18 protein-coding genes and 1 pseudogene are annotated in these 18657 nt (G+C 72.0%); 13 read left to right on the forward strand and 6 right to left on the reverse strand.

What is annotated here, in order from left to right:
• Nucleotides 1–28: 28 nt before the first annotated feature.
• From WBA97_RS29225 to WBA97_RS29250, 6 genes are all read right to left on the reverse strand, one after another.
• Complete coding sequence (locus WBA97_RS29225) at nt 29–400, reverse strand: hypothetical protein (protein ID WP_424234172.1); 372 nt, start codon at nt 398–400, stop codon at nt 29–31.
• Nucleotides 401–423: 23 nt separating this feature from the next.
• Complete coding sequence (locus tag WBA97_RS29230; protein ID WP_424234173.1) at nt 424–942, reverse strand: hypothetical protein; 519 nt, start codon at nt 940–942, stop codon at nt 424–426.
• A 499-nt stretch (nt 943–1441) separates the two neighbouring features.
• Nucleotides 1442–2917 (reverse strand): serine/threonine-protein kinase, encoded by a 1476-nt coding sequence (locus WBA97_RS29235; RefSeq protein WP_424234174.1) that lies wholly within the window; start codon nt 2915–2917, stop codon nt 1442–1444.
• A gap of 83 nt (nt 2918–3000) precedes the next feature.
• Nucleotides 3001–3768, reverse strand: coding sequence for an SDR family NAD(P)-dependent oxidoreductase (locus WBA97_RS29240; RefSeq protein ID WP_424234175.1), 768 nt, complete (start codon nt 3766–3768; stop codon nt 3001–3003).
• Between the two features lie 8 nt (nt 3769–3776).
• Entirely contained in the window at nt 3777–4967 is a 1191-nt protein-coding gene (locus WBA97_RS29245) for a thiolase family protein (RefSeq protein ID WP_424234176.1), read from the reverse strand.
• A 113-nt stretch (nt 4968–5080) separates the two neighbouring features.
• On the reverse strand, nt 5081–5839 hold the full coding sequence (locus WBA97_RS29250; protein ID WP_424234177.1) for a crotonase/enoyl-CoA hydratase family protein: 759 nt from the start codon (nt 5837–5839) through the stop codon (nt 5081–5083).
• A gap of 215 nt (nt 5840–6054) precedes the next feature.
• Here WBA97_RS29250 and WBA97_RS29255 point away from each other — a divergent pair, with 215 nt between their 5' ends.
• The 13 genes and pseudogenes from WBA97_RS29255 to WBA97_RS29315 all read left to right on the forward strand — a co-directional run.
• Nucleotides 6055–7146 (forward strand): alcohol dehydrogenase catalytic domain-containing protein, encoded by a 1092-nt coding sequence (locus WBA97_RS29255; RefSeq protein WP_424234178.1) that lies wholly within the window; start codon nt 6055–6057, stop codon nt 7144–7146.
• A complete protein-coding gene (locus WBA97_RS29260) occupies nt 7143–8603 on the forward strand; it encodes an aldehyde dehydrogenase family protein (RefSeq protein ID WP_424234179.1) in 1461 nt (486 codons plus the stop codon). The genes WBA97_RS29255 and WBA97_RS29260 overlap by 4 nt, the downstream gene beginning before the upstream one ends.
• Nucleotides 8596–9354 (forward strand): ABC transporter ATP-binding protein, encoded by a 759-nt coding sequence (locus WBA97_RS29265; protein WP_424234180.1) that lies wholly within the window; start codon nt 8596–8598, stop codon nt 9352–9354. The genes WBA97_RS29260 and WBA97_RS29265 overlap by 8 nt, the downstream gene beginning before the upstream one ends.
• 138 nt (nt 9355–9492) lie before the next feature.
• Nucleotides 9493–10209, forward strand: coding sequence for an ABC transporter ATP-binding protein (locus tag WBA97_RS29270; protein WP_424234181.1), 717 nt, complete (start codon nt 9493–9495; stop codon nt 10207–10209).
• A 12-nt stretch (nt 10210–10221) separates the two neighbouring features.
• A complete protein-coding gene (locus tag WBA97_RS29275; RefSeq protein ID WP_424234182.1) occupies nt 10222–11103 on the forward strand; it encodes a branched-chain amino acid ABC transporter permease in 882 nt (293 codons plus the stop codon).
• Entirely contained in the window at nt 11100–12119 is a 1020-nt protein-coding gene (locus WBA97_RS29280) for a branched-chain amino acid ABC transporter permease (protein WP_424234183.1), read from the forward strand. The genes WBA97_RS29275 and WBA97_RS29280 overlap by 4 nt, the downstream gene beginning before the upstream one ends.
• Complete coding sequence (locus WBA97_RS29285) at nt 12116–13348, forward strand: ABC transporter substrate-binding protein (RefSeq protein WP_424234184.1); 1233 nt, start codon at nt 12116–12118, stop codon at nt 13346–13348. The genes WBA97_RS29280 and WBA97_RS29285 overlap by 4 nt, the downstream gene beginning before the upstream one ends.
• Complete coding sequence (locus WBA97_RS29290) at nt 13341–14261, forward strand: SDR family NAD(P)-dependent oxidoreductase (RefSeq protein WP_424234185.1); 921 nt, start codon at nt 13341–13343, stop codon at nt 14259–14261. Before WBA97_RS29285 ends, WBA97_RS29290 begins: the two co-directional genes overlap by 8 nt.
• Nucleotides 14261–15109, forward strand: coding sequence for a MaoC/PaaZ C-terminal domain-containing protein (locus WBA97_RS29295; protein ID WP_424234186.1), 849 nt, complete (start codon nt 14261–14263; stop codon nt 15107–15109). The genes WBA97_RS29290 and WBA97_RS29295 overlap by 1 nt, the downstream gene beginning before the upstream one ends.
• Nucleotides 15106–15501 (forward strand): Zn-ribbon domain-containing OB-fold protein, encoded by a 396-nt coding sequence (locus tag WBA97_RS29300; protein ID WP_424234187.1) that lies wholly within the window; start codon nt 15106–15108, stop codon nt 15499–15501. Before WBA97_RS29295 ends, WBA97_RS29300 begins: the two co-directional genes overlap by 4 nt.
• Nucleotides 15498–16616 carry a thiolase C-terminal domain-containing protein gene (locus WBA97_RS29305; RefSeq protein WP_424234188.1) on the forward strand — a complete coding sequence of 373 codons (1119 nt, stop codon included), beginning with the start codon at nt 15498–15500 and terminating at the stop codon, nt 16614–16616. The genes WBA97_RS29300 and WBA97_RS29305 overlap by 4 nt, the downstream gene beginning before the upstream one ends.
• Nucleotides 16617–16625: 9 nt before the next feature.
• Complete coding sequence (locus WBA97_RS29310; protein ID WP_424234189.1) at nt 16626–17438, forward strand: enoyl-CoA hydratase/isomerase family protein; 813 nt, start codon at nt 16626–16628, stop codon at nt 17436–17438.
• Nucleotides 17435–18657, forward strand: a pseudogene (locus WBA97_RS29315) (hypothetical protein); the annotation flags it as partial. The gene WBA97_RS29310 and the pseudogene WBA97_RS29315, both read left to right, overlap by 4 nt.

Genomic DNA, 18657 nt, shown 5'->3' on the forward strand with positions numbered 1-18657 from the left:
CCTCTCGGCTCGACGTAGGTTGGCGGGGTCATTCGGCGTCTTCTCCCAGAACCTCCATCAGGATCTGGTCGATCTCCTCGGGCGAGAGCAACGCGGCCTCCGGTACCGCGGCCACCGCGTCGTCCACGATCGAGCGGACGTCCGTCAGCAGCTCGGCGACGGCGGGGTCGACCGGTACCGGGGCCGCCGGCGCCGTGTTGACGGTGGCGTCTTCGTCGGCGGTCAGCCCCGCGATGTCATCGGCGTACTGGGTGACGTAGTAGGTGATCCACTGCGCCGCGGTCTCATCCGCGCCTGCGCCGAACACCGCGCTGAAGTCGGCGACCAGCGCGGGCTGCGCGGCGACGTGCCGGTCGAGGGTGGCGGCGAGCAGGCCGTCGAGCTCTTGCCGGTTTGTCAACGGAATCTCCTCTCTCGAGCGGGTCATGCCGCGGCGAGGCGGGCGGCGAGGAGCCGCCCGACGGTCTCGGCGAGTTCGGCGATGGGCACGTCGGCGAGCAGCTCGGGGCGGGCGGCGGCGACCTCGGACAGCACCGGCAGCGCCACCTCCCGCACAGCCTGGTCGACGACCTGCTCCAGCGTCGGCGCCGCGGCGCCCTGCTGCTCGGCATACTCCACCTCGGCGGCCGGTTCGCCGTACGCCGCATCAGCGCTCTGGTCGGGGTACTCCGCGGCGACCTGCTCCACCAGCTCGTACAAGTGCGTGTCGAGAACGTCGTTAGCGAGGAACTCGGTCCGCTCTGTCTCGTCCGCGATGCGCTCCACGTCGTCGACCAGCCGCCGCAGCACCGGGTGGTCATCCACCGACGACACTCCGAGCGAGTCGAGGAACTCCGGGAGCCGTTCCTCCCACGCCAACCCCGGCTCCTCTCGGCACCGCTGCTTCAACCGTTGCAGCGGCTCGTACAGCCACTGCCAGACTGCCGTTGCCTGTTCGGACATAATCACTCCCCGTGTGGTTTCAAGCGCAAAGAGTCTCGTTCGGGGGCGCGATTGGTAGCGAGCGCGGGGGCGGACGGAGGTGCGGTTGCCGATGCCCCATCGGGCGGAACTGTCACGGCGCCTTTGCCGTGGTGGCGGGTCGGCACCGCACGTTGACTTCCGCGGGCGGCCCGGGACAGTGGTCGGTCAGCCAGCGCGGGTGATTCCGCTGTGGTTGGTGCTGCCGTTGTCGCAGACGGCGGCGACGACGGGTGCGGTGGGGTAGGCGTCGAGCAGTTTCTAGAGGAAGTAGCAGAACCAGAGGTAGGCGACGCTCGGCAACGGCGGACTTTGTACGACGGTCGATCGAATCAGGACGCGTTTTCACGCCGCCGCGGGCGCGAAGGAGACACACCGTGGATCAGCGGGACGCGGTCACGCCTGTCGCCCGGTTCCGCGGTGGCTGTTCATTGAGGACAACGGTGTTCCGTAACAGCGGGTGCATGCCTGACCCCGGGCGTCAGGGGTTCGGGTCGTGGAGCTGTTTGGCATACCAGTCCAGTGCCGCGCGCAGTTCGCGGATCTCCTTGTCTCGGGCGGCTTTGCGTCGTTCGTGCCCGATGGGGAACACGCGGTGGCCGCCGTGGGAGAGGGGGCCGATGGCGCGCTTCCCGGTGGCCGGACCGGTGATCCAGACGACGAGCCACGGCCGGCGTTTGTCCTCGATCACCCGCACCCTGGCCATCTCGGACCAGGACAGGATGTTCGCGCGGGATCCGGCGCCCACCGCGAGACCCTCGTCCGACACCTCCAGCCACCGCCGCGGTCGCACCGCGATCAGCGCGTAGCGGACGGCGGGCACGGCCAGCAGCACGAACCCGACGAGGAACAGCAACGACACCGCGCCGTTGCCGCCTTTGCCTGCGCCGTCCGAGAGGGCCAGTGACATCAGCGCGGCCAGCGTGACGGCGGCGCACATGAGCACGGCGGACCTGCGCGAGGTGCGGAACACGGCGCGGCCACGGGCGGCGTCCGGTTGGTCGGCGGGGGGAGGGGGCGGCGGCGCGGCGGGACGGTGGTCGTCGGGTGCCGGCCGGGCGGTCCGGGTGTACTGGCGTGTCGGGGAACGGGGTGCGGCCGGGGCCTTCAGCGCGGTCGGCTGCTCAGGCGTGCGGTCCGGCGCCCACTCGACGGGGTCGAACGAGCCGATCCTCGCGAGCACCTCCGAGGGGGTCGGCCGTTGTTCGCCGGACCTCGCGAGACAGTGTGCGACGAGCGAGCGCAGTTCGGCGGGCACCGCCGTCAGTTCTGGCGGCGTGTGCGCGATCCGGTACAGCAGACCCGCGGCGTCGCCGTCGCCGAACGGTCCCGCGCCGGTGGTGGCGTGGACGACCACGGCCCCGAGCGAGAACACGTCGCTCGCGGCGGTGGCGTCCCGTCCCTCGATCTGTTCCGGTGCGAGGAAACCCGGGGTGCCGACCAGCATGCCCGTCGAGGTGAGGGCGGCGGCTCCGGTCGCCTTGGCGATGCCGAAGTCGATGACTCGTGGACCGTCGGCGGCGAGGAGCACGTTGGACGGTTTGAGATCGCGGTGCACGAGGCCGGCGGAGTGGATGACGTGCAACGCCTCGGCGAGGCCCGCGATCATGGCCCGTGCCATGGGCACCGCGAGCGGTCCACGCGTCGACACGTACTCGTGCAGCGTGGGACCGGGCACGTACTCGCAGGCCACCCAGGGCGCGGCGGCGTCGGGGTCGGCGTCGACCACCGCCGCCGTCCAGAAGCCTCCCACGGTGCGCATCGCCGCCACCTCCTGGCGGAAGCGATCCCGGAAGCCCGGCTCGTCGGCCAACTCGGCGCGGACCACCTTGAGTGCCACCTGGCGTCCGCCACGGGACCGGGCCAGGAACACCGTGCCCATGGCGCCGTGGCCGAGCCGCGACATGACGGTGTACTCGCCGATCCGGCGAGGATCGTCGGGTCGCAGGGACCGCACCGGTTGTCTCCTCGTTCGTGGGTTACGGGCACCCTACCCAGGTGCCGCCCGAGGCCGTTCCGGGCCACTGACGCCGTGCACGGTCAGCGTGGGGCCATGCGGATGGCGCCGTCCAGGCGGATGGTCTCGCCGTTGAGCATGGGGTTGTCGATGATGGCCAGCGCCAGTTTCGCGTACTCGTCCGGGTGGCCGAGGCGGCTGGGGTGGGGGACGGTCCCTGCGAGGCTCGCTCGGACGTCGTCGGACAGCCTGGCCAGCAGCGGGGTGTCGAACGTGCCCGGTGCGATCGTGCACACGCGGATCGCCCGGCTCGCCAGGTCGCGGGCGGCCACGATCGTCATCCCGACGATGCCGGCCTTCGACGACGCGTACGGGATCTGGCCGATCTGTCCCTCGTAGGCCGCGACCGACGCCGTCAGCACGCACACACCACGATCGCCGTCGACCGGCTCGTTCGTCGCCATCCTGGCCGCCGCCAGGCGCAGCACGTTGAACGTGCCGACCAGATTGGTACTGACGATCTCCGTGTAGGTCTCCAGCGAGCCGGGCCGTCCGTCCCTGGTGACCAGGCGGACCGGGCCGCCTCGGCCCGCGCAGTGCACGACCGCCCGCAGTGGACCCGTCGACGCCGCGGCGTCGAACACGGCGGTCATGCCCGCCTCGTCGCGTACGTCCGCCGGGACGAAACGGACGCGGTCGCCCAGTTCCCTGGCGATCGTCTCGCCCGCCGAGCTTTCCAGGTCGGCGATGACGACCAGGCCCGCGCCGCCGTCCAGCAGGCGGCGGACGGTGGCCAGGCCGAGACCCGACGCGCCGCCGGTGACGACCGCGTTGATGTCGGTGATGTCCATGAGAGACCTCAGATCCGTTCGATGATCGTCGCGTTCGCCATGCCGCCCGCCTCGCACATCGTCTGCAGGCCGTAGCGGCCGCCGGTGGCCTCCAGGCCGTTGAGCATGGTGGTCAGCAGCCGCGCGCCGGACGCGCCGAGTGGATGGCCAAGCGCGATGGCGCCGCCGCGTGGGTTCAGCCGGGCCGGGTCGGCGCCGAAGTGCCGCGCCCACGCCAGCGGGACCGACGCGAACGCCTCGTTGACCTCGTAGTGGTCGATCTCGTCGAGCGCAAGACCGCTGCGCCGCAACACCTTCTCCGTTGCCGGCAGCGGGCCGGTCAGCATGGTGATCGGATCTTGCGCCGCGAGCGCGAACGAGTGGAACCGTGCCCTCGGCGTGAGGCCGAGCTCCGCCGCCCTGTCCTCCGACATGATCAGCACCGCCGCCGCGCCGTCGGTCAGCTGGGACGAGTTGCCCGGGGTGATGTGCCAGTTCGCCTCGGGGAAGCGGGCCGCCAACTCGTCGGTGCGGAAGGCGGGCCCGAGCGCGCCGAGCTTCTCCACCGTGGTGTGCGGCCGGATCGTCTCGTCCTGGTCGACGACCGTGCCGTCCGCGACCGTGACCGGCACGATCTCGCTGGTCCGGTCGGCCGCCGCGGCGCGGGTGTGCGAGCTCGCGGCGAACTCGTCGAGGGTGTTCCTGTCGAGTTGCCAGCGGGCGGCGATCAGCTCGGCCGACACGCCCTGCGGGACCAGTCCCGGCGCGTAGCGCCGCGCCACGGACGGCCCGAACGGGTCCATCCCGATCCGCGCGGTGAACATCGGGATGCGGCTCATCGACTCGACCCCGCACGCCACCACCATGTCGTAGACCCCGGCGATGACGCCCTGCGCCGCGAAGTCCGCCGCCTGTTGGCTCGAGCCGCACGCCCGGTGCACCGTGACGCTCGGCACCTCCTCCGGCAGGCCTGCCGCGAGCCACGCCCACCGCCCGACCGGGCCGGACTGCTCGCCAACCTGGCTCACGCAGCCGGTGATCACGTCCTCGACCCGCGCCGGGTCGATCCCGGTGCGGTCGACCAGCTGCGCCAGCACCTGCGCGAGCAGCTCGACCGGGTGCAGCGACGACAGCGCACCGCCCGGCCTGCCGTCCTTGGGTGCCTTGCCCTTCGCCATCGGTGACCGGATGGCGTCCACGATCACGGCACTACGCGACATCGTCGTCCTCTCGTCAGAGTGTGGTCAGGGTCAGGGACGGACTCGTCACGACCTCGTCACAGGTGTCCGGAGTGGACGCCGGGCACCCTCGAAGTCCACAGTGGTCAGCGTGCTTACCGGTTCGCCCACTGAGGACTCCGTCGTTCCACGAACGCGAGCGCGCCCTCCCGTGCGTCCTCGGAGGACCGGACGGCCTCGTGAACGGGGCTTTGCCGCTCGAAGAACTCCGCCTCCGGCCAGTCCCGGGACTCGGCGATGACCTGCTTGCACGCCCTGGTCGCGAGCGGCCCGTTGCGGCCGACTGCCTCGGCCAGCTCGACCGCGCCTGCCAGCGCGGCGCCGGGGTCGGTCAGCCGGTTGACCAGGTGCACCTCGTGGGCCGTCGTGGCCGGGATGCGTGCTCCCGTGAGGATCCATTCCATCGCGAGGTTCGCCGGTACCTTCCTTGGCAGGCGCAGCAGCCCGCCACCCGCTGGCAGCAGTCCTCTGGTGACCTCGGGCAGCCCGAACACCGCGTCCCGCGCCGCGACGACCAGGTCGCAGGCCAGGACGATCTCGAAGCCGCCGCCCAGCGCGTACCCCTCGACCGCGGCCACGAGCGGCTTGGCCGGTGGGCGACGCACGATGCCGGCGAACCCCCGGCCGGGCAGCGACGGCCGCTCCCCGGCGAGGAACGCCTTGAGGTCCATCCCGGCACAGAACGTGCCCCCGGCGCCGGTGATCACCCCCGTGGTCACGTCGGCGCGCGCGTCGAGCTCGTCCAGCGCGGCGGCGACCGCCTCGGCGGTGGCCAGGTCGATGGCGTTGCGGGCGTCCGGGCGGTCGATCGTGACGACGAACGTGGTGCCGGTCAGTTCCGTGTGGACGGTCATCGGCTGGGCCTTCCGCGACGCTGGGCCGTGCGATGCCGGCCTCGGTGGTAACGCTCGCAGGATAACCCCACGTTTCCGCCAGTGGAACGACATTCGACTCAGTCGAATTACCTGCCGCCGAGACCTGGCGATTTCGAGTCAGTGAAATTCTCTTCCGAAGAATCGAAATCTGGATTACCGTCCCGTTTCCAACACGGTGACGTGCGGGAGGTCACATGGAAGCCCTGGTATGGACCGGTTCCCGGCTGGAGGCGGTCGACGACCTCGAGGTGCGTGCGCCCCTCGACGGTGAGGTCACCGTCCGTGTCGAGGCGGCCGGGCTGTGCCACAGCGACCTGAAGCCGGTCGACGGCGACATCGCCCAGACGGTGCCGGTCGTGCTGGGGCACGAGGCCGCCGGGGTCGTGGTCGACCGGGGGCCGGGCGTGGACCTGCCGATCGGGCAGAAGGTCGTCCTGTCCGTGCTGCGCAACTGCGGCCACTGCACCGCATGCCGCGCAGGCCGGCCCACGCTGTGCCCCGGCACCACCGGGACCCCGCCGACCGTCTTCACGCGACACGGCGCGCCGGTAGCCCAGTTCGTGCGCGTCGGCGCGTTCGCCCGGCACACGGTCGTGGGACAGCAACAGGTGATCCCGATCCCCGACGGCATCCCGAACACGGTCGCGGCGCTGCTGGGTTGCGCGGTGATCACCGGGTTCGGCGCGGTGTGGGAGCGGGCCAGGCTGCGTGCGGGGGAGAGCGCGCTCGTCATCGGCGCGGGTGGCATCGGCCTCAACGCGGTGCAGGCGGCGACGGTGGCCGGTGCGTCCCGGGTCGTCGTGTGTGACACCAACCCGCGCAAGGAGGCGATCGCCCGCCGGCTCGGCGCGACGGACTTCCACGTCGTCGGGTCCGCAGGCGACGTGGCGGCGACGGCGGCCTCGGTCGCCCCGGCCGGGTTCGACGCCGTCATCGAGTGCGTTGGGCGGGCGGACCTGCTGGCGGCCTCGGTCGGTGCCCTCGCGTGGGGCGGGCGGGCCGTGATGGTCGGCCTGCCGCCTGCCGACACGACGATCACGTTCGGCATGCGGCAGCTGTTCCAGGACAAGGCGCTGCTTGGTTGCCGGATGGGGTCGGTGGACCCGCACACGTTCATCCCGGACCTGGCGCGCCGCTACCTCGCGGGCGAGATCGTGATCGATCCGCTGGTGACCACGGTCGTGCCGCTCGCGGGCGCCGAGGACCTCGTCGCGCGGCTGCGTTCTGGCGACCTCGACCGCGGCGTGTTCGACCTCGCGGGCCAGACGGTCGGGAGTGGCCGATGACCACCGCCACCGTGACCGTGCCCGCGATGGTGGGCGGCGAGCCGTACACGACCGGCCGCTGGTACGACACCGTCGATCCCACCACCGAGCGTGTCCTCGCGGCCGTCGCCGACTGTTCCGCCCAGGACGCCGACACCGCCGTGCACGCCGCCGCCGACGCGTTCCCCACATGGTCCGCCCTGTCACCGGACCGCAGGCGCACCGTCCTCGCCGGCGCCGCGGCACGTCTGGCCGAGCGCCGTCACGAACTCGTCGGCCTCGCCGTCGCCGACACAGGTGCCCTCACCTCGGTCGCGGAGAAGACCCAGGTCGGCGCCGCGATCGCCCGCCTCGACCAGTGGGCGGCCGCCCCCGACGACCTCCTCGCCGTCCCGTCCCCGGCCGACCGCGCCGGCCTGTCCAGCACCGTGCGCCGGACCCCGGTCGGCGTCGTCGCCTGCATCAGCCCCTACAACTTCCCGCTGCTCGCCATGGTCGGCAAGGTCGTCCCCGCACTGTTCGCGGGCAACACCGTGGTCCTCAAGCCCGCCCCGCAGGACCCGCTGCTCGTCGTCGCGCTCGCCGAGGCGCTCAGGGACGCGCTGGCCGACGCCGGCGCCCCCGCAGGCACGGTCAACCTGCTCACCGGCGCCGACGGCGACCTCGGCGCCGCGCTCGTCCGGCACCCGCTGGTCCGCGCGGTCAGCTTCACCGGCAGCACCGCCGTCGGCATCACGATCCACCAGGACGCCGCCCCCACCATGAAGCGCCTCCTGCTGGAACTCGGCGGCAAGGGCGCCGTCATCGCCAGGGCCGACGCCGACCCCGCCGATGTCGTCGCCGCCGTCACCCGCACCTGGACGATCCAGTCCGGCCAGGTCTGTCTCACCCCGGCCAGGATCATCGCCGACGCCGCCGTGCACGACGACATCGTCATTGGCCTCCGCGCCGCGCTCGACGGCCTGCGTATCGGCGACCCGCGCGACCCGGCGACCACGGTCGGCCCCGTCATCTCCGCCGCCCAGCGGGCCAGGATCGAGGAGCTGACCGCCTCGGCCGAGGACGAGGGCTGCGTGGTCGAGCGGCGGCGGGACCTGCCCGCCACCGGCTTCTTCACCCCGCCCACGCTGATCACCGGCGCCATGCCGGACCACACCGTGATGCGGGAGGAGGCCTTCGGGCCGGTCCTCTGCGTCATGCGGGCCACGGGCGACGACGAGGCCGTCGCGGCCGCGAACAGCACCCGCTACGCCCTGTCCGACTACGTGTTCTCACCCGACCTCGACGCCGCCCGCGCGGTCGCCGCCCGCCTCCACGCCGCCCAGGTCGGCATCAACACCACGGTCCGGCACCCCGACGCGCCCTTCGGCGGCAACCGGGCCAGCGGCATCGGCCGTTCCGGCGGCGCCTGGTCCCTCGACGCCTGCACGGACATCCAGACCATCACCACCCCCGTACCAGGAGGGACGCATGCTTGAGGTCCGCGACCTGACCGTCCACTTCGGTGGTGTGAAGGCACTCGACGGTGCCCACCTCACCGCGCGACACGGCTCGATCACGGCGCTGATCGGCCCCAACGGCGCAGGCAAGACCACCTTCTTCAACTGCGTCACCGGTCTCTACCGCACCGACGCAGGCAGCGTCACCTGGGCGGGCGAGAACCTCACCGGGCTCCCGCCGCACAGGGTCGCCGCCGCCGGGCTGAGCCGCACCTTCCAGAACCTGGCGCTGTTCCGCACGCTGTCCGTCCGGGAGAACGTGCTGACCGGCGCGCACCGGCTGGGCAAGGCCGGGTTCTTCGCCGGCTTCCTGCGCTGGCCTGCCGTGCGCGCGGAGGAACGCCGCATGCGTGACGCCGTCGACGACGTGCTCGACGAGGTCGGCCTCACCGACGTCCGGGACAAGCCGGTCGACGGCCTGCCGTACGGCACCCTCAAACGAGTCGAACTGGCCCGCGCCCTCGCGTCGAAGCCGGAACTGCTGCTGCTCGACGAGCCGGCCGGTGGGTTGTCCCACAGCGAGGTCGACGAGCTCAGGCGGCTCATCCTCGACGTCCGCGAGCGGCGCGACCTGACCGTGCTCCTGGTCGAGCACCACATGAGCCTGGTGATGAGCATGTCGCACCACATCACGGTGATGAACTTCGGCCGCACCATCGCCGAGGGCACCCCGGCCGAGGTGCAGGCCGATCCCGGAGTCGTCGAGGCCTACCTGGGAGCACCGGCATGAGCGAGCTTGCGAGCGAATCGGTATTGCGGGGCGAGTGGATCCCCGGAGCCTGCGAGGGGGAGTTATGAGCGAGCTTGCGAGCGAGTCGATGTTGCAGGGCGACCACGAGTGGCTCCCCGGAGCCTGCGAGGGGGAGTCATGAGTCCCTTGTTGGACGTGCGCGACCTCAGGGCCGGCTACGGGCCGGTGCGGGTGTTGCACGACGTCACGTTCTCGATCGAGACCGGTACGGTGGCCGCCGTCCTCGGTGCCAACGGGGCAGGCAAGACCACCCTCCTGCGGGCCTTGTCCGGGATGCTCCCTGGCACCAGGGGCACGGTCACCTTCGACGGCACGAAGCTGGTCGGCGCGCGCACCGAGCGCATCTCCCGGCTCGGCCTCTCGCACGTGCCGCAGGGCCGGGGGACCTTCGCCGACCTCACCGTCGCCGAGAACCTGGCGGTCGGCGCACTGCTCAGCCCCTCGGGCCGAGCGTCCACAGCGGACCTACACCGGATGTACGAGCTGTTCCCGCCGCTCGCCCTGCGCGAGGACGCGCAGGCCGGGCTGCTGTCGGGTGGTGAGCAGCAGATGCTGGCGCTCGCCAGGGCGTTGCTCGGCCGCCCGAAGATGCTCCTGCTCGACGAGCCGTCGATGGGCCTCGCCCCGCTGGTCGTCAAGCAGATCTTCGAGGTGCTCCGCGGCGTCGTCGCGGACGAGGGCCTGACCTGCCTGCTCGTCGAGCAGAACGCCCAACTCGCGCTGGGCATGGCCGACTACGCCTACGTCCTCACCGTCGGCGAGATCACCGCCGAGGGACCAGCCGCCGAACTGGCCGACGACGACGCCATCCGCAACTCCTACCTGGCGCTGTAGGGAGCGAGATAGATGCAGCAACTCATCCAGACGCTCCTGGACGGCGCGGCGAGCGGACTGATCTACGGCAGCCTCGCGCTCGCCCTGGTCCTCATCCACCGCGCCACCAGGATCCCCAACTTCGCCCAGGGCGAGATGGCGATGCTCGCCACCTACGTCGCCTGGGAGCTCATGTCGATCGGACTGCCGTGGGGCGTCGCGGTCGCGGCGACCGTCGTGTGCTGCCTCGTCGGCGGGTACGGGCTGCAGCGGGGCCTGATCCGCTGGGTGGAGCGCTCGCCGCACCTGACGCAGACCATGGTCACCCTCGGCCTGCTGATGGTGATCAACGCGGCGGTCGGGCTGGTGTGGGGCAACCTGTCCAAGACCGTCGAGAGCCCGTTGCCGTCCGGCCCGATCCGGATCGCAGGCGTCGTCACGTCCTGGCAGGTGGTCGGCATGTTCGGCGCGGTCGCGCTCCTGCTGTTCCTGCTCTTCCTGCTGTTCAACAAGTCCCGGCTCGGCCTGCGGTTGCGGGCGGCCGCGCAGAACCCGGACTCGGCACGCCTGGCAGGCATCGACGTCGGCCGCGCGTACGGGATCGGCTGGGGCCTGTCCGCGGTGATCGGCGGGGTGGTCGGGGTCATGATCGCCCCCCAGACCGGGCTCGACCCCAACTTCATGTTCCCGGTCCTGCTCTACGCGTTCGCCGCGGCGACCGTCGGCGGGTTCGACTCACCGGTCGGCGCGGTCGTCGGCGGGGTGCTGGTCGGTGTCATCGAGGCGATCACCGCGACCTATGTGGACTTCATCGGCACCGAGCTGTCGCTGACCGTCGCGCTGGTCGTGATCGTGGTCGTGCTGCTCGTGCGGCCGCACGGTCTTTTCGGCAAGAAGGAGGTCGCACGGGTATGAGGAGGTCCGGCCTCGCCACCGCGCTGGGCGCCGTCGCGCTCGTGGTGCTGGTGTTGCTGACGTTCAACGTCGAGGACTACGGGCTGAGCCAGCTCAGCCAGGTCGCGCTGACCATGGTCGCGCTGCTCGGGCTCAACCTGCTCGTCGGCTACGGCGGCCAGACGTCGCTCGGCCACGGCGCGTTCTACGCCATCGGCGCGTACACCACCGCGATCCTGGTGACCAGGGTGGACATGCCGCACCTGTGGACACTGCCGGTCGCGGCCGTGCTCACCTTCGCGGTCGGCGTCGTGTTCGGCATCCCGTCGGTGCGGCTGCGCGGGTTCAGCCTGGCGCTCGTCACGCTGGCGCTGGCGATCGCGTTGCCCCAACTGCTCAAGCACTTCGATGGTCTGACCGGCGGACAGCTCGGGATCACCGTGGCGAGGCCGGACCTGCCCGGCTCGCTCACCGCCGACCAGTTCGTCTACCTCGTCACGATCGTCGTCGGATTCCTGGTGCTGCTCGGGGTGCGCAACCTCGCGGCGAGCCGCACCGGCCTCGCGATGGTCGCCACCCGCGACAACGAGGCGGCGGCCGGGGCGATGGGGGTCTCGGTGGCCAGCACCCGGGTCGTCATGTTCGCGCTGAGCGCCGGCCTCACCGGCCTCGCCGGCGCGCTGTCCGTCCTGCTCACCGGATACGTCAGCCCGGACAACTTCGGGCTGCAACTGTCGATCAACCTGGTCGCCGGCATCGTCCTCGGCGGTCTCGGCACGGTGTGGGGCGCCCTGATCGGCGCCGTCTACATCACCTACATGCCGGTGTACGCCACCGACATCTCGCAGTCCGCGCCCGGCATCGTCAACGGCCTGATCATCATCGTCTTCATGCTGTTCCTCCCCAACGGGGTGGTCGGCCTGCTGCGCCCGGTCGTGCGACGTCTCCATCCCAGCACCCCATCCTCAACCCCCACCTCCCGGCCCCCGCGCGCGGCGGCTCCCCGGAGCGTTCCCCAGAAGGAGACAACCCCGTGAGAAGGACTCGCACCGGCGCGATCCTCGTGATCGCCGCCGCACTCACCCTGGCCGCGTGCGGCCGAGCCGACTCGGACAGCGGCGGCTCGGTCAAGGCCGACCCCGGCATCACCGACACCACCGTCAAACTCGGCGCGTTCACCCCGCTGTCCGGCGCCGGCACGGTCGCGAGCGCGGCCACCAAGGGCAGCGCCGCCTACTTCGAGTACCTCAACGAGGAGAAGGGCGGCGTCAAGTTCGCCGACGGCAAGACTCGCAAGATCGAGTACACCACCTACGACAGCCAGGCCAACCCCGCGACCGCGCTGCAACTGACCCGCAAGCTCGTGGAGGACGACAAGGTCTTCGCGCTCTACGGCAGCAACGGCACCACGCCGAACCTGGCCGTCCGCGAGTACCTCAACCAGCAGAAGGTGCCGCAGCTGTTCCTCGTCGGCGGCGCCAGCGCGTTCGGCTCCGAGCACGAGGAGTATCCGTGGACGATGCCGTGGCAGCTCGACTACATCTCGCAGGGCAAGGCGATGGCCCAGTACCTCGTCAAGCAGACGCCCGACGCGAAGATCGCCGTGATCTACCAGAACGACGACTACGGCAAGGACTACTACGAGGGGTTCAAGCAGGGCCTCGGTGACAAGGCCGACCAGATCGTGCAGGACGCCAGCTACGAGGCGACCGACGCGACGGTCAACCGCCAGGTGTCGATCCTCAAGGACTCCGGCGCCGACACCCTCGCCGACTTCAGCATCGACAAGTTCACCACGCAGATCATCACCCAGATCACCCAGCTCGGCTGGGCCCCGAGGCACCTGCTCGGCAGTTCCGGCACCGCGGTCGTGCCACAGAGCGGTGCCGCCGCCAAGGGCATCATCAGCACCGCCTACCTCAAGGTGACCACCGACCCGTCCTCGGCGAACGACCCCGCCGTGCTGTCCTACAAGGACATCATCGGCGAGTACGCCGAGGCCGGGGTCAAGGCCGACGACCAGGGCGTGGTCTACGGCGTCGCGGCCGCCCAGAGCCTCGAGTACGTGCTGGCGCACACGAAAGCCCCGACCCGCGAGGCGCTGATGGACGCGGCGAAGTCCATCGACGGCTTCGCGCCGCCGATGCTGATCAAGGGCATCAAGCTGGAGACCGGCCAGGACGACTACTTCCCCATCCAGCAGAGCCAGATCCGTGTGTTCAACGGCAAGACCTGGCAGTTCCAGGGCGGCGTGCTCGGTGGCTGAGCTGTCCGCGAGCGATGAGTGCGCCGACCGGGTGTGTGTCGTGACCGGCGCGGGCCGGGGCCTTGGGCGGGAGTACGCGCTGCGGCTCGCCGCCCAGGGCGCCGCCGTGGTGGTGAACGACATCGGCACCGGGATCGACGGGGCAGGCCGGTCGGGCGTACCGGGTGCCGCCGTGGTCGACGAGATCACGGCGGCCGGCGGCCGGGCGGTGCTGAACACCGACGACGTGGCCGACTTCGCCGGCGCCGAGGCGCTGGTGGGCCAGGCGGTCGCGGAGTTCGGCCGGCTCGACGTGCTCGTCAACAACGCGGGCATCCTGCGGGACCGCACGATCACCCGGATGACCGAGGACGAGTGGGACTCGGTGATCCGGGTGCACCTGAAGGGCACCTTCGCGACCGCGCACTGGGCGTTGCGGCACTGGCGTGAACGCGCCGGTGCCGGCCCGGTGCACGGCCGCCTGGTCAACACCACGTCGGTGTCGGGCCTGTTCGGCAACCCCGGGCAGGCCAACTACGGCGCGGCGAAGGCGGGCATCGCGGCGTTCACCATGATCGCGTCGCTGGAGGCGCAGCGGTACGGGGTGACGGTGAACGCCGTCTCACCCGGCGCGGCGACCAGGATGACCGACAGCATCCCCGGGCGCGCGTCCTCGGAGTCGGTGCTGGACGACACGCGGTCGCCGCGTTGGGTGGCGGCCGTCGTGTGCTGGCTCGCGTCCCGCCGCTCGGACGGGGTGACCGGGCGGGTGTTCCTGTCCTCCGGCAAGCGGCTCGCGGTCGCGGAGGGCTGGCACCCGGGGCCGGCCGCCACGCCGGTGGCCGACCCGGTCGAGGTCGACACCGTCCTGCGAGGACTGCTCGACAAGGCCCGCCAGGAGGCCGACCTCACCGGCGCGGACCGGGTGCGCTGATGGCTCTCGACCTCGACGCCGTCGGCGCGACCTCACCGGCGTGGACCCGGTCGTGGACCTCGGCCGACTCGCTGCTCTACGCGGTGGCACTGGGTGCCGGTCCGGAGTCGCTCGCGTTCACCACGGAGAACAGCGAGGGCGTGGCGCAACGGGCGTTCCCCACGTACGCCGCGCTGATCGCAGGCGGTTCGGCGGCGGTGCGGGACCGGCTCGGCGACTGGGACCCGGCCGCGATGGTGCACGCGGGGCAGCACCTGGCCTGGCACCGGGAGCTGCCGCCTGCGGGGACCGCGACGTTGCGCACGACCGTCGCCGCGATCACCGACAAGGGCAGCGGCGCGCTGGTCGAACTGGTCACCACGGCGGTCACCGACGACGGGCCGCTGTTCGACGCCCGGTCGGCGCTGTTCGTGCGCGGCGCGGGTGGCTTCGGCGACCGGACCGGCACCCGGGGCGAGCCCGCCGACCTCGGCGAACCGGACGGTGAGGTCGTCGTCCACACCGACGGCAACCAGGCGCTGCTCTACCGGCTCTGCGGCGACCGCAACCCACTGCACTCCGACCCGGCGTTCGCCAGCCGGGCGGGCTTCGCGGACCCGATCCTGCACGGGCTGTGCACGTTCGGTGTGACCGCGCGCGTGTTGCTGCGGCACCTGCTGGGTGACGACCCGGCGCGGATGACGTCCTTCGGCGGACGATTCCGCACGCCGGTGACGCCCGGTGACGTGCTCAGGATTCGCTACTGGCACAAGGAGAACGGGTGCGTCGCGTTCCGGGCCTGCCGCGCGGGCGGCGACCGGCCCGCGATCGACGACGGTGTCCTCGGGTACGCACCGGAGGCGGCATGACCTTCCCCGAGCCGCGACCGACGCCGGAGACCGCACCGTACTGGGCGGCCGCCGACGAGGAAACCCTGGTGCTGCAACGCTGTGCCGACTGCGGGTTCGTCGGGCATCGCGGCCGCCGCGTCTGTCCACGGTGCACCTCCGGGTCCCTGGCGTGGTTTCCCGCCTCCGGCGCGGCGACGCTGTGGTCGTACGTGATCGTCCAGCACGCCGAGGAGCCCTACGCGGTCGCGATCGTCGAGCTGGCCGAGGGGCCGCGCATGACGACGAACATCGTCGAGGTGCCGCAGACGCCAGAGGCACTGGTGCTGGACATGCCGCTGCGCGTCGCCTTCGTGCGGCGCGGTGACCGGCGAGTGCCGGTGTTCGCGCCCGTCCAGGACGGTGTGTCGTGACCGGCGCCGCGATCGTCGGCGCCGCCGAGACCGAGCGCCTCGGCCGGCTCCCGGACCAGTCGGTGCTCGGGCTCAACGTCGAGGCCGGCGCACGCGCCATGGCCGACGCGACCGTGCCGGTGTCCGATGTGGACGGCATCGCGGGCGCGTTCGACCCCCGGCAGGTCGCGCACGAGCTGGGCGTCCTGCCGCGCTGGGTGGACGGCACCAACGTCGGCGGCTGCTCCTTCCTGCTGCACGTCCGGCACGCCGCCGCGGCCATCCGTGCCGGGTACGCGAGCACCGTGCTGATCACGCACGGGGAGTCCGGTCGCTCCAGGGTCGGCACGCCGCCTCGGCCACCCGACCCGGCGTCGCTCACCGGCCAGTTCGAGGAGCCCTACGGCGCCCGAGCGCCGTTCACGCGGTTCACCCTGCCTGCGTTGCGGTACATGAAGACCCACGGCCTGAGCCACGAGGAGCTGGCCTCGGTCGCGGTGGCGCAGCGGCAGTGGGCCGCCCGCAACCCGAGGGCGCGACTGCGTGACCCGCTGACGGTCGACGACGTGCTCGCCGCGCCCCTGGTGGCCTACCCGTTCCACAAACCCGAGGTCTGCGTGGTGACCGACGGCGGCGGCGCACTGGTCGTCACGTCGGCCGAGCGCGCCGGTGACCGTGCGGTCCTCGTGCTGGGCGCGGGGGAGAGCGTCGACGCGCCCCTGGTCGCGGAGCTGGCCGAACCCCTCGGTTCCGCCGCGGCGCGGCGCGCGGCCGACGACGCGTTCACCGAGGCCGGTGTGGCACGGTCCGATGTGGACCACGTGATGTGCTACGACGCCTTCGCGCACCTGCCGGTCATCGGGCTGGAGGCGCTGGGGTTGCTGAAGCCGGGCGAGGCGGGCGGGTTCATCGCGGCAGGCCACACCGCGCCGGGCGGTCGGCTTCCGGTCAACACCAACGGTGGCGGCCTGTCGTACACGCACACCGGGATGTACGGGATGTTCGCGATACAGGAGGCGGTGCGGCAGCTGCGCGGCGAGGCCGCGGCGCAGGTGTCCGATGTGGAGGTCAGTGCCGTGCTCGGGTTCGGCGGCATGTACACGGCGGCGGCGGTACTCGTGCTTGGCCGCGGGTGAGGGGAGATCATGGCTGAGGAACAGGACATCACGGTCGAGGTCGACGGCCCGGTGGCGGTCGTCCGGCTCGACCGGCCGGGGCGGCGCAACGCCTACACCCCGAGGATGGGCGCGGAGCTGACCGAGGCGCTGGTGGCGCTCGACGCGCTGCCCGGCGTGCGGGCGATCGTCGTCACCGGGGCGGGTGAGCACTTCAGCGTCGGCGCCGACCTCGACCAGGTGGACTGGCGCGACCGCGACGCCCACGACGTGGAGTCGCTGCGGGAGCCGGAGAAGGCGCCGTGGAACCTGGCGACGCCGATCATCGCGGCGGTCAACGGCGACGCGATCGGGGTGGCGCTCACCTGGGCCATGCAGTGGGACATCCGGGTGGTCGCCGACACCGCGCGGCTCGCGTTCTCGTTCAACCGCATCGGAATCATCCCGGACCGCAACTCGACGTGGCTCCTGCCGCGCCTGGTCGGCTTCTCCACCGCGATGGACCTGCTGCTGACCGGCCGCACGATCACCGGCGCCGAGGGGCACCGGCTCGGCCTCGCCTCCCGCTGCGTGCCGGCAGGCGACGTGCTGACCGAGGCACTCGCCGTCGCCAACGACCTCGCGGAGCGGTGCGCGCCCGCGTCGGTCACCGCCACCAAGCGGCTGATGTACGAGTTCCTGGAGGAGAGCGACCGGCTTCGCGCCTACAACTACGAGCGCCGCACGCTGAACTGGATCCGCACGCTCGGCGAGACGCTGCGCGGGATCGCGGCCTTCAAGTCCCGCAAGCCGCCGGAGTGGGGCACCACGAAGCACGTGACGATCCCCGAGGACCTGCGATGATCGAGAGCCTGCTGAGCCCGTCGCGGATCGCGATCATCGGCTCGCTGTCCAAGGAGACCGGCCTTGGCGCCCGCACCCTGTGCCACCTCACCGAGGCCAGATGCCCCGCGGAGATCGTGACGGCGAAGACCGCGGCCGACGTGTCCGAGGTGGACGTCGCGGTGGTCGCGGTCCCGGCCGCCGCGGTGCCGGAGGTGCTCGCCGGGCTCGACGGCCGCGCCGCGCACGTCATCGTCGTCTCGTCCGGCTTCGACGAGACCGGCGACGGTGCGACCGGCGACAGTGCGACGCTGCGTCTCGCGCACAGCCGGATCCTGGGCCCGAACACCGTGGGCCTGCACTACGCGCCGTCGCGGACCATGCTTACCTTCGCGGCCGCGTTCGACGACATGACTGACTGCCGGCACGGCAGCGGGGTGGTGCTGCTGTCGCAGAGCGGCGCGTTCGGGGCGCGGCTGCTGCGCTCGGCGCGCCGGCACGGGGTCGACTACGACGGCTTCATCGCGACCGGCAACGAGCACGACCACTCGGCGGTGGAGTTGGCCACCGAGCTGGTCGCCTCGGACACCCACCGGCCGCGCACGGTCGCGCTGTACCTGGAAAGCGTCCGGGACGTCGGTGCGCTCGACCTGATGCTCGCCTCGGCGCGGCTCGCCGGAGTCCGGGTCGTCGTGCTGCTCGGCGGCGCGTCGGAGTCGGGAGCCGGGGCGGCCCGCTCGCACACCGCGGCGGTGTCGCCGGACCACGAGGTGCTCACCGAGCTGTGTCTCATGCACGGCGCGGTGGTCGTGCGGTCGGACCGGGAGTTGGTGGACGCGACGGTCGCGCTGGCCGTGCTGCCGTCGGCGCGTGGCGGCCGGATCGGTGTGGTGACCGGCTCCGGCGGGGCCGGGGTGGTCGCCGCCGACCTGCTCGCCGCACGAGGTCTCGCCCTGACCCCGCTGAGTCCGCCGGCCCGTGCGTCGATCGAGGCGTTGCTTCCGGCGTACGCGTCGGCCACCAACCCGGTCGACGTGACGGCCCAGGTCATCGGCGACACGGCGGCGGTCGCGGGCGTGCGGGCCGCGCTCGTCGACACCGGCGAGGTGGACGCGGTCCTCGTGATCGGCCGGGCCGAGCAGGCCGCCGCCGTCGCGGGTGACCGCGGGGTGCCGGTCGTGCTCGCGGTGCTCGACGGGGACGCGACCGCCGTCGCGGGCCACGTCCGCCGAGGCGAGCC

This window comes from Actinophytocola sp., from assembly GCF_049647105.1.
GTDB lineage: Bacteria > Actinomycetota > Actinomycetes > Mycobacteriales > Pseudonocardiaceae > Actinophytocola.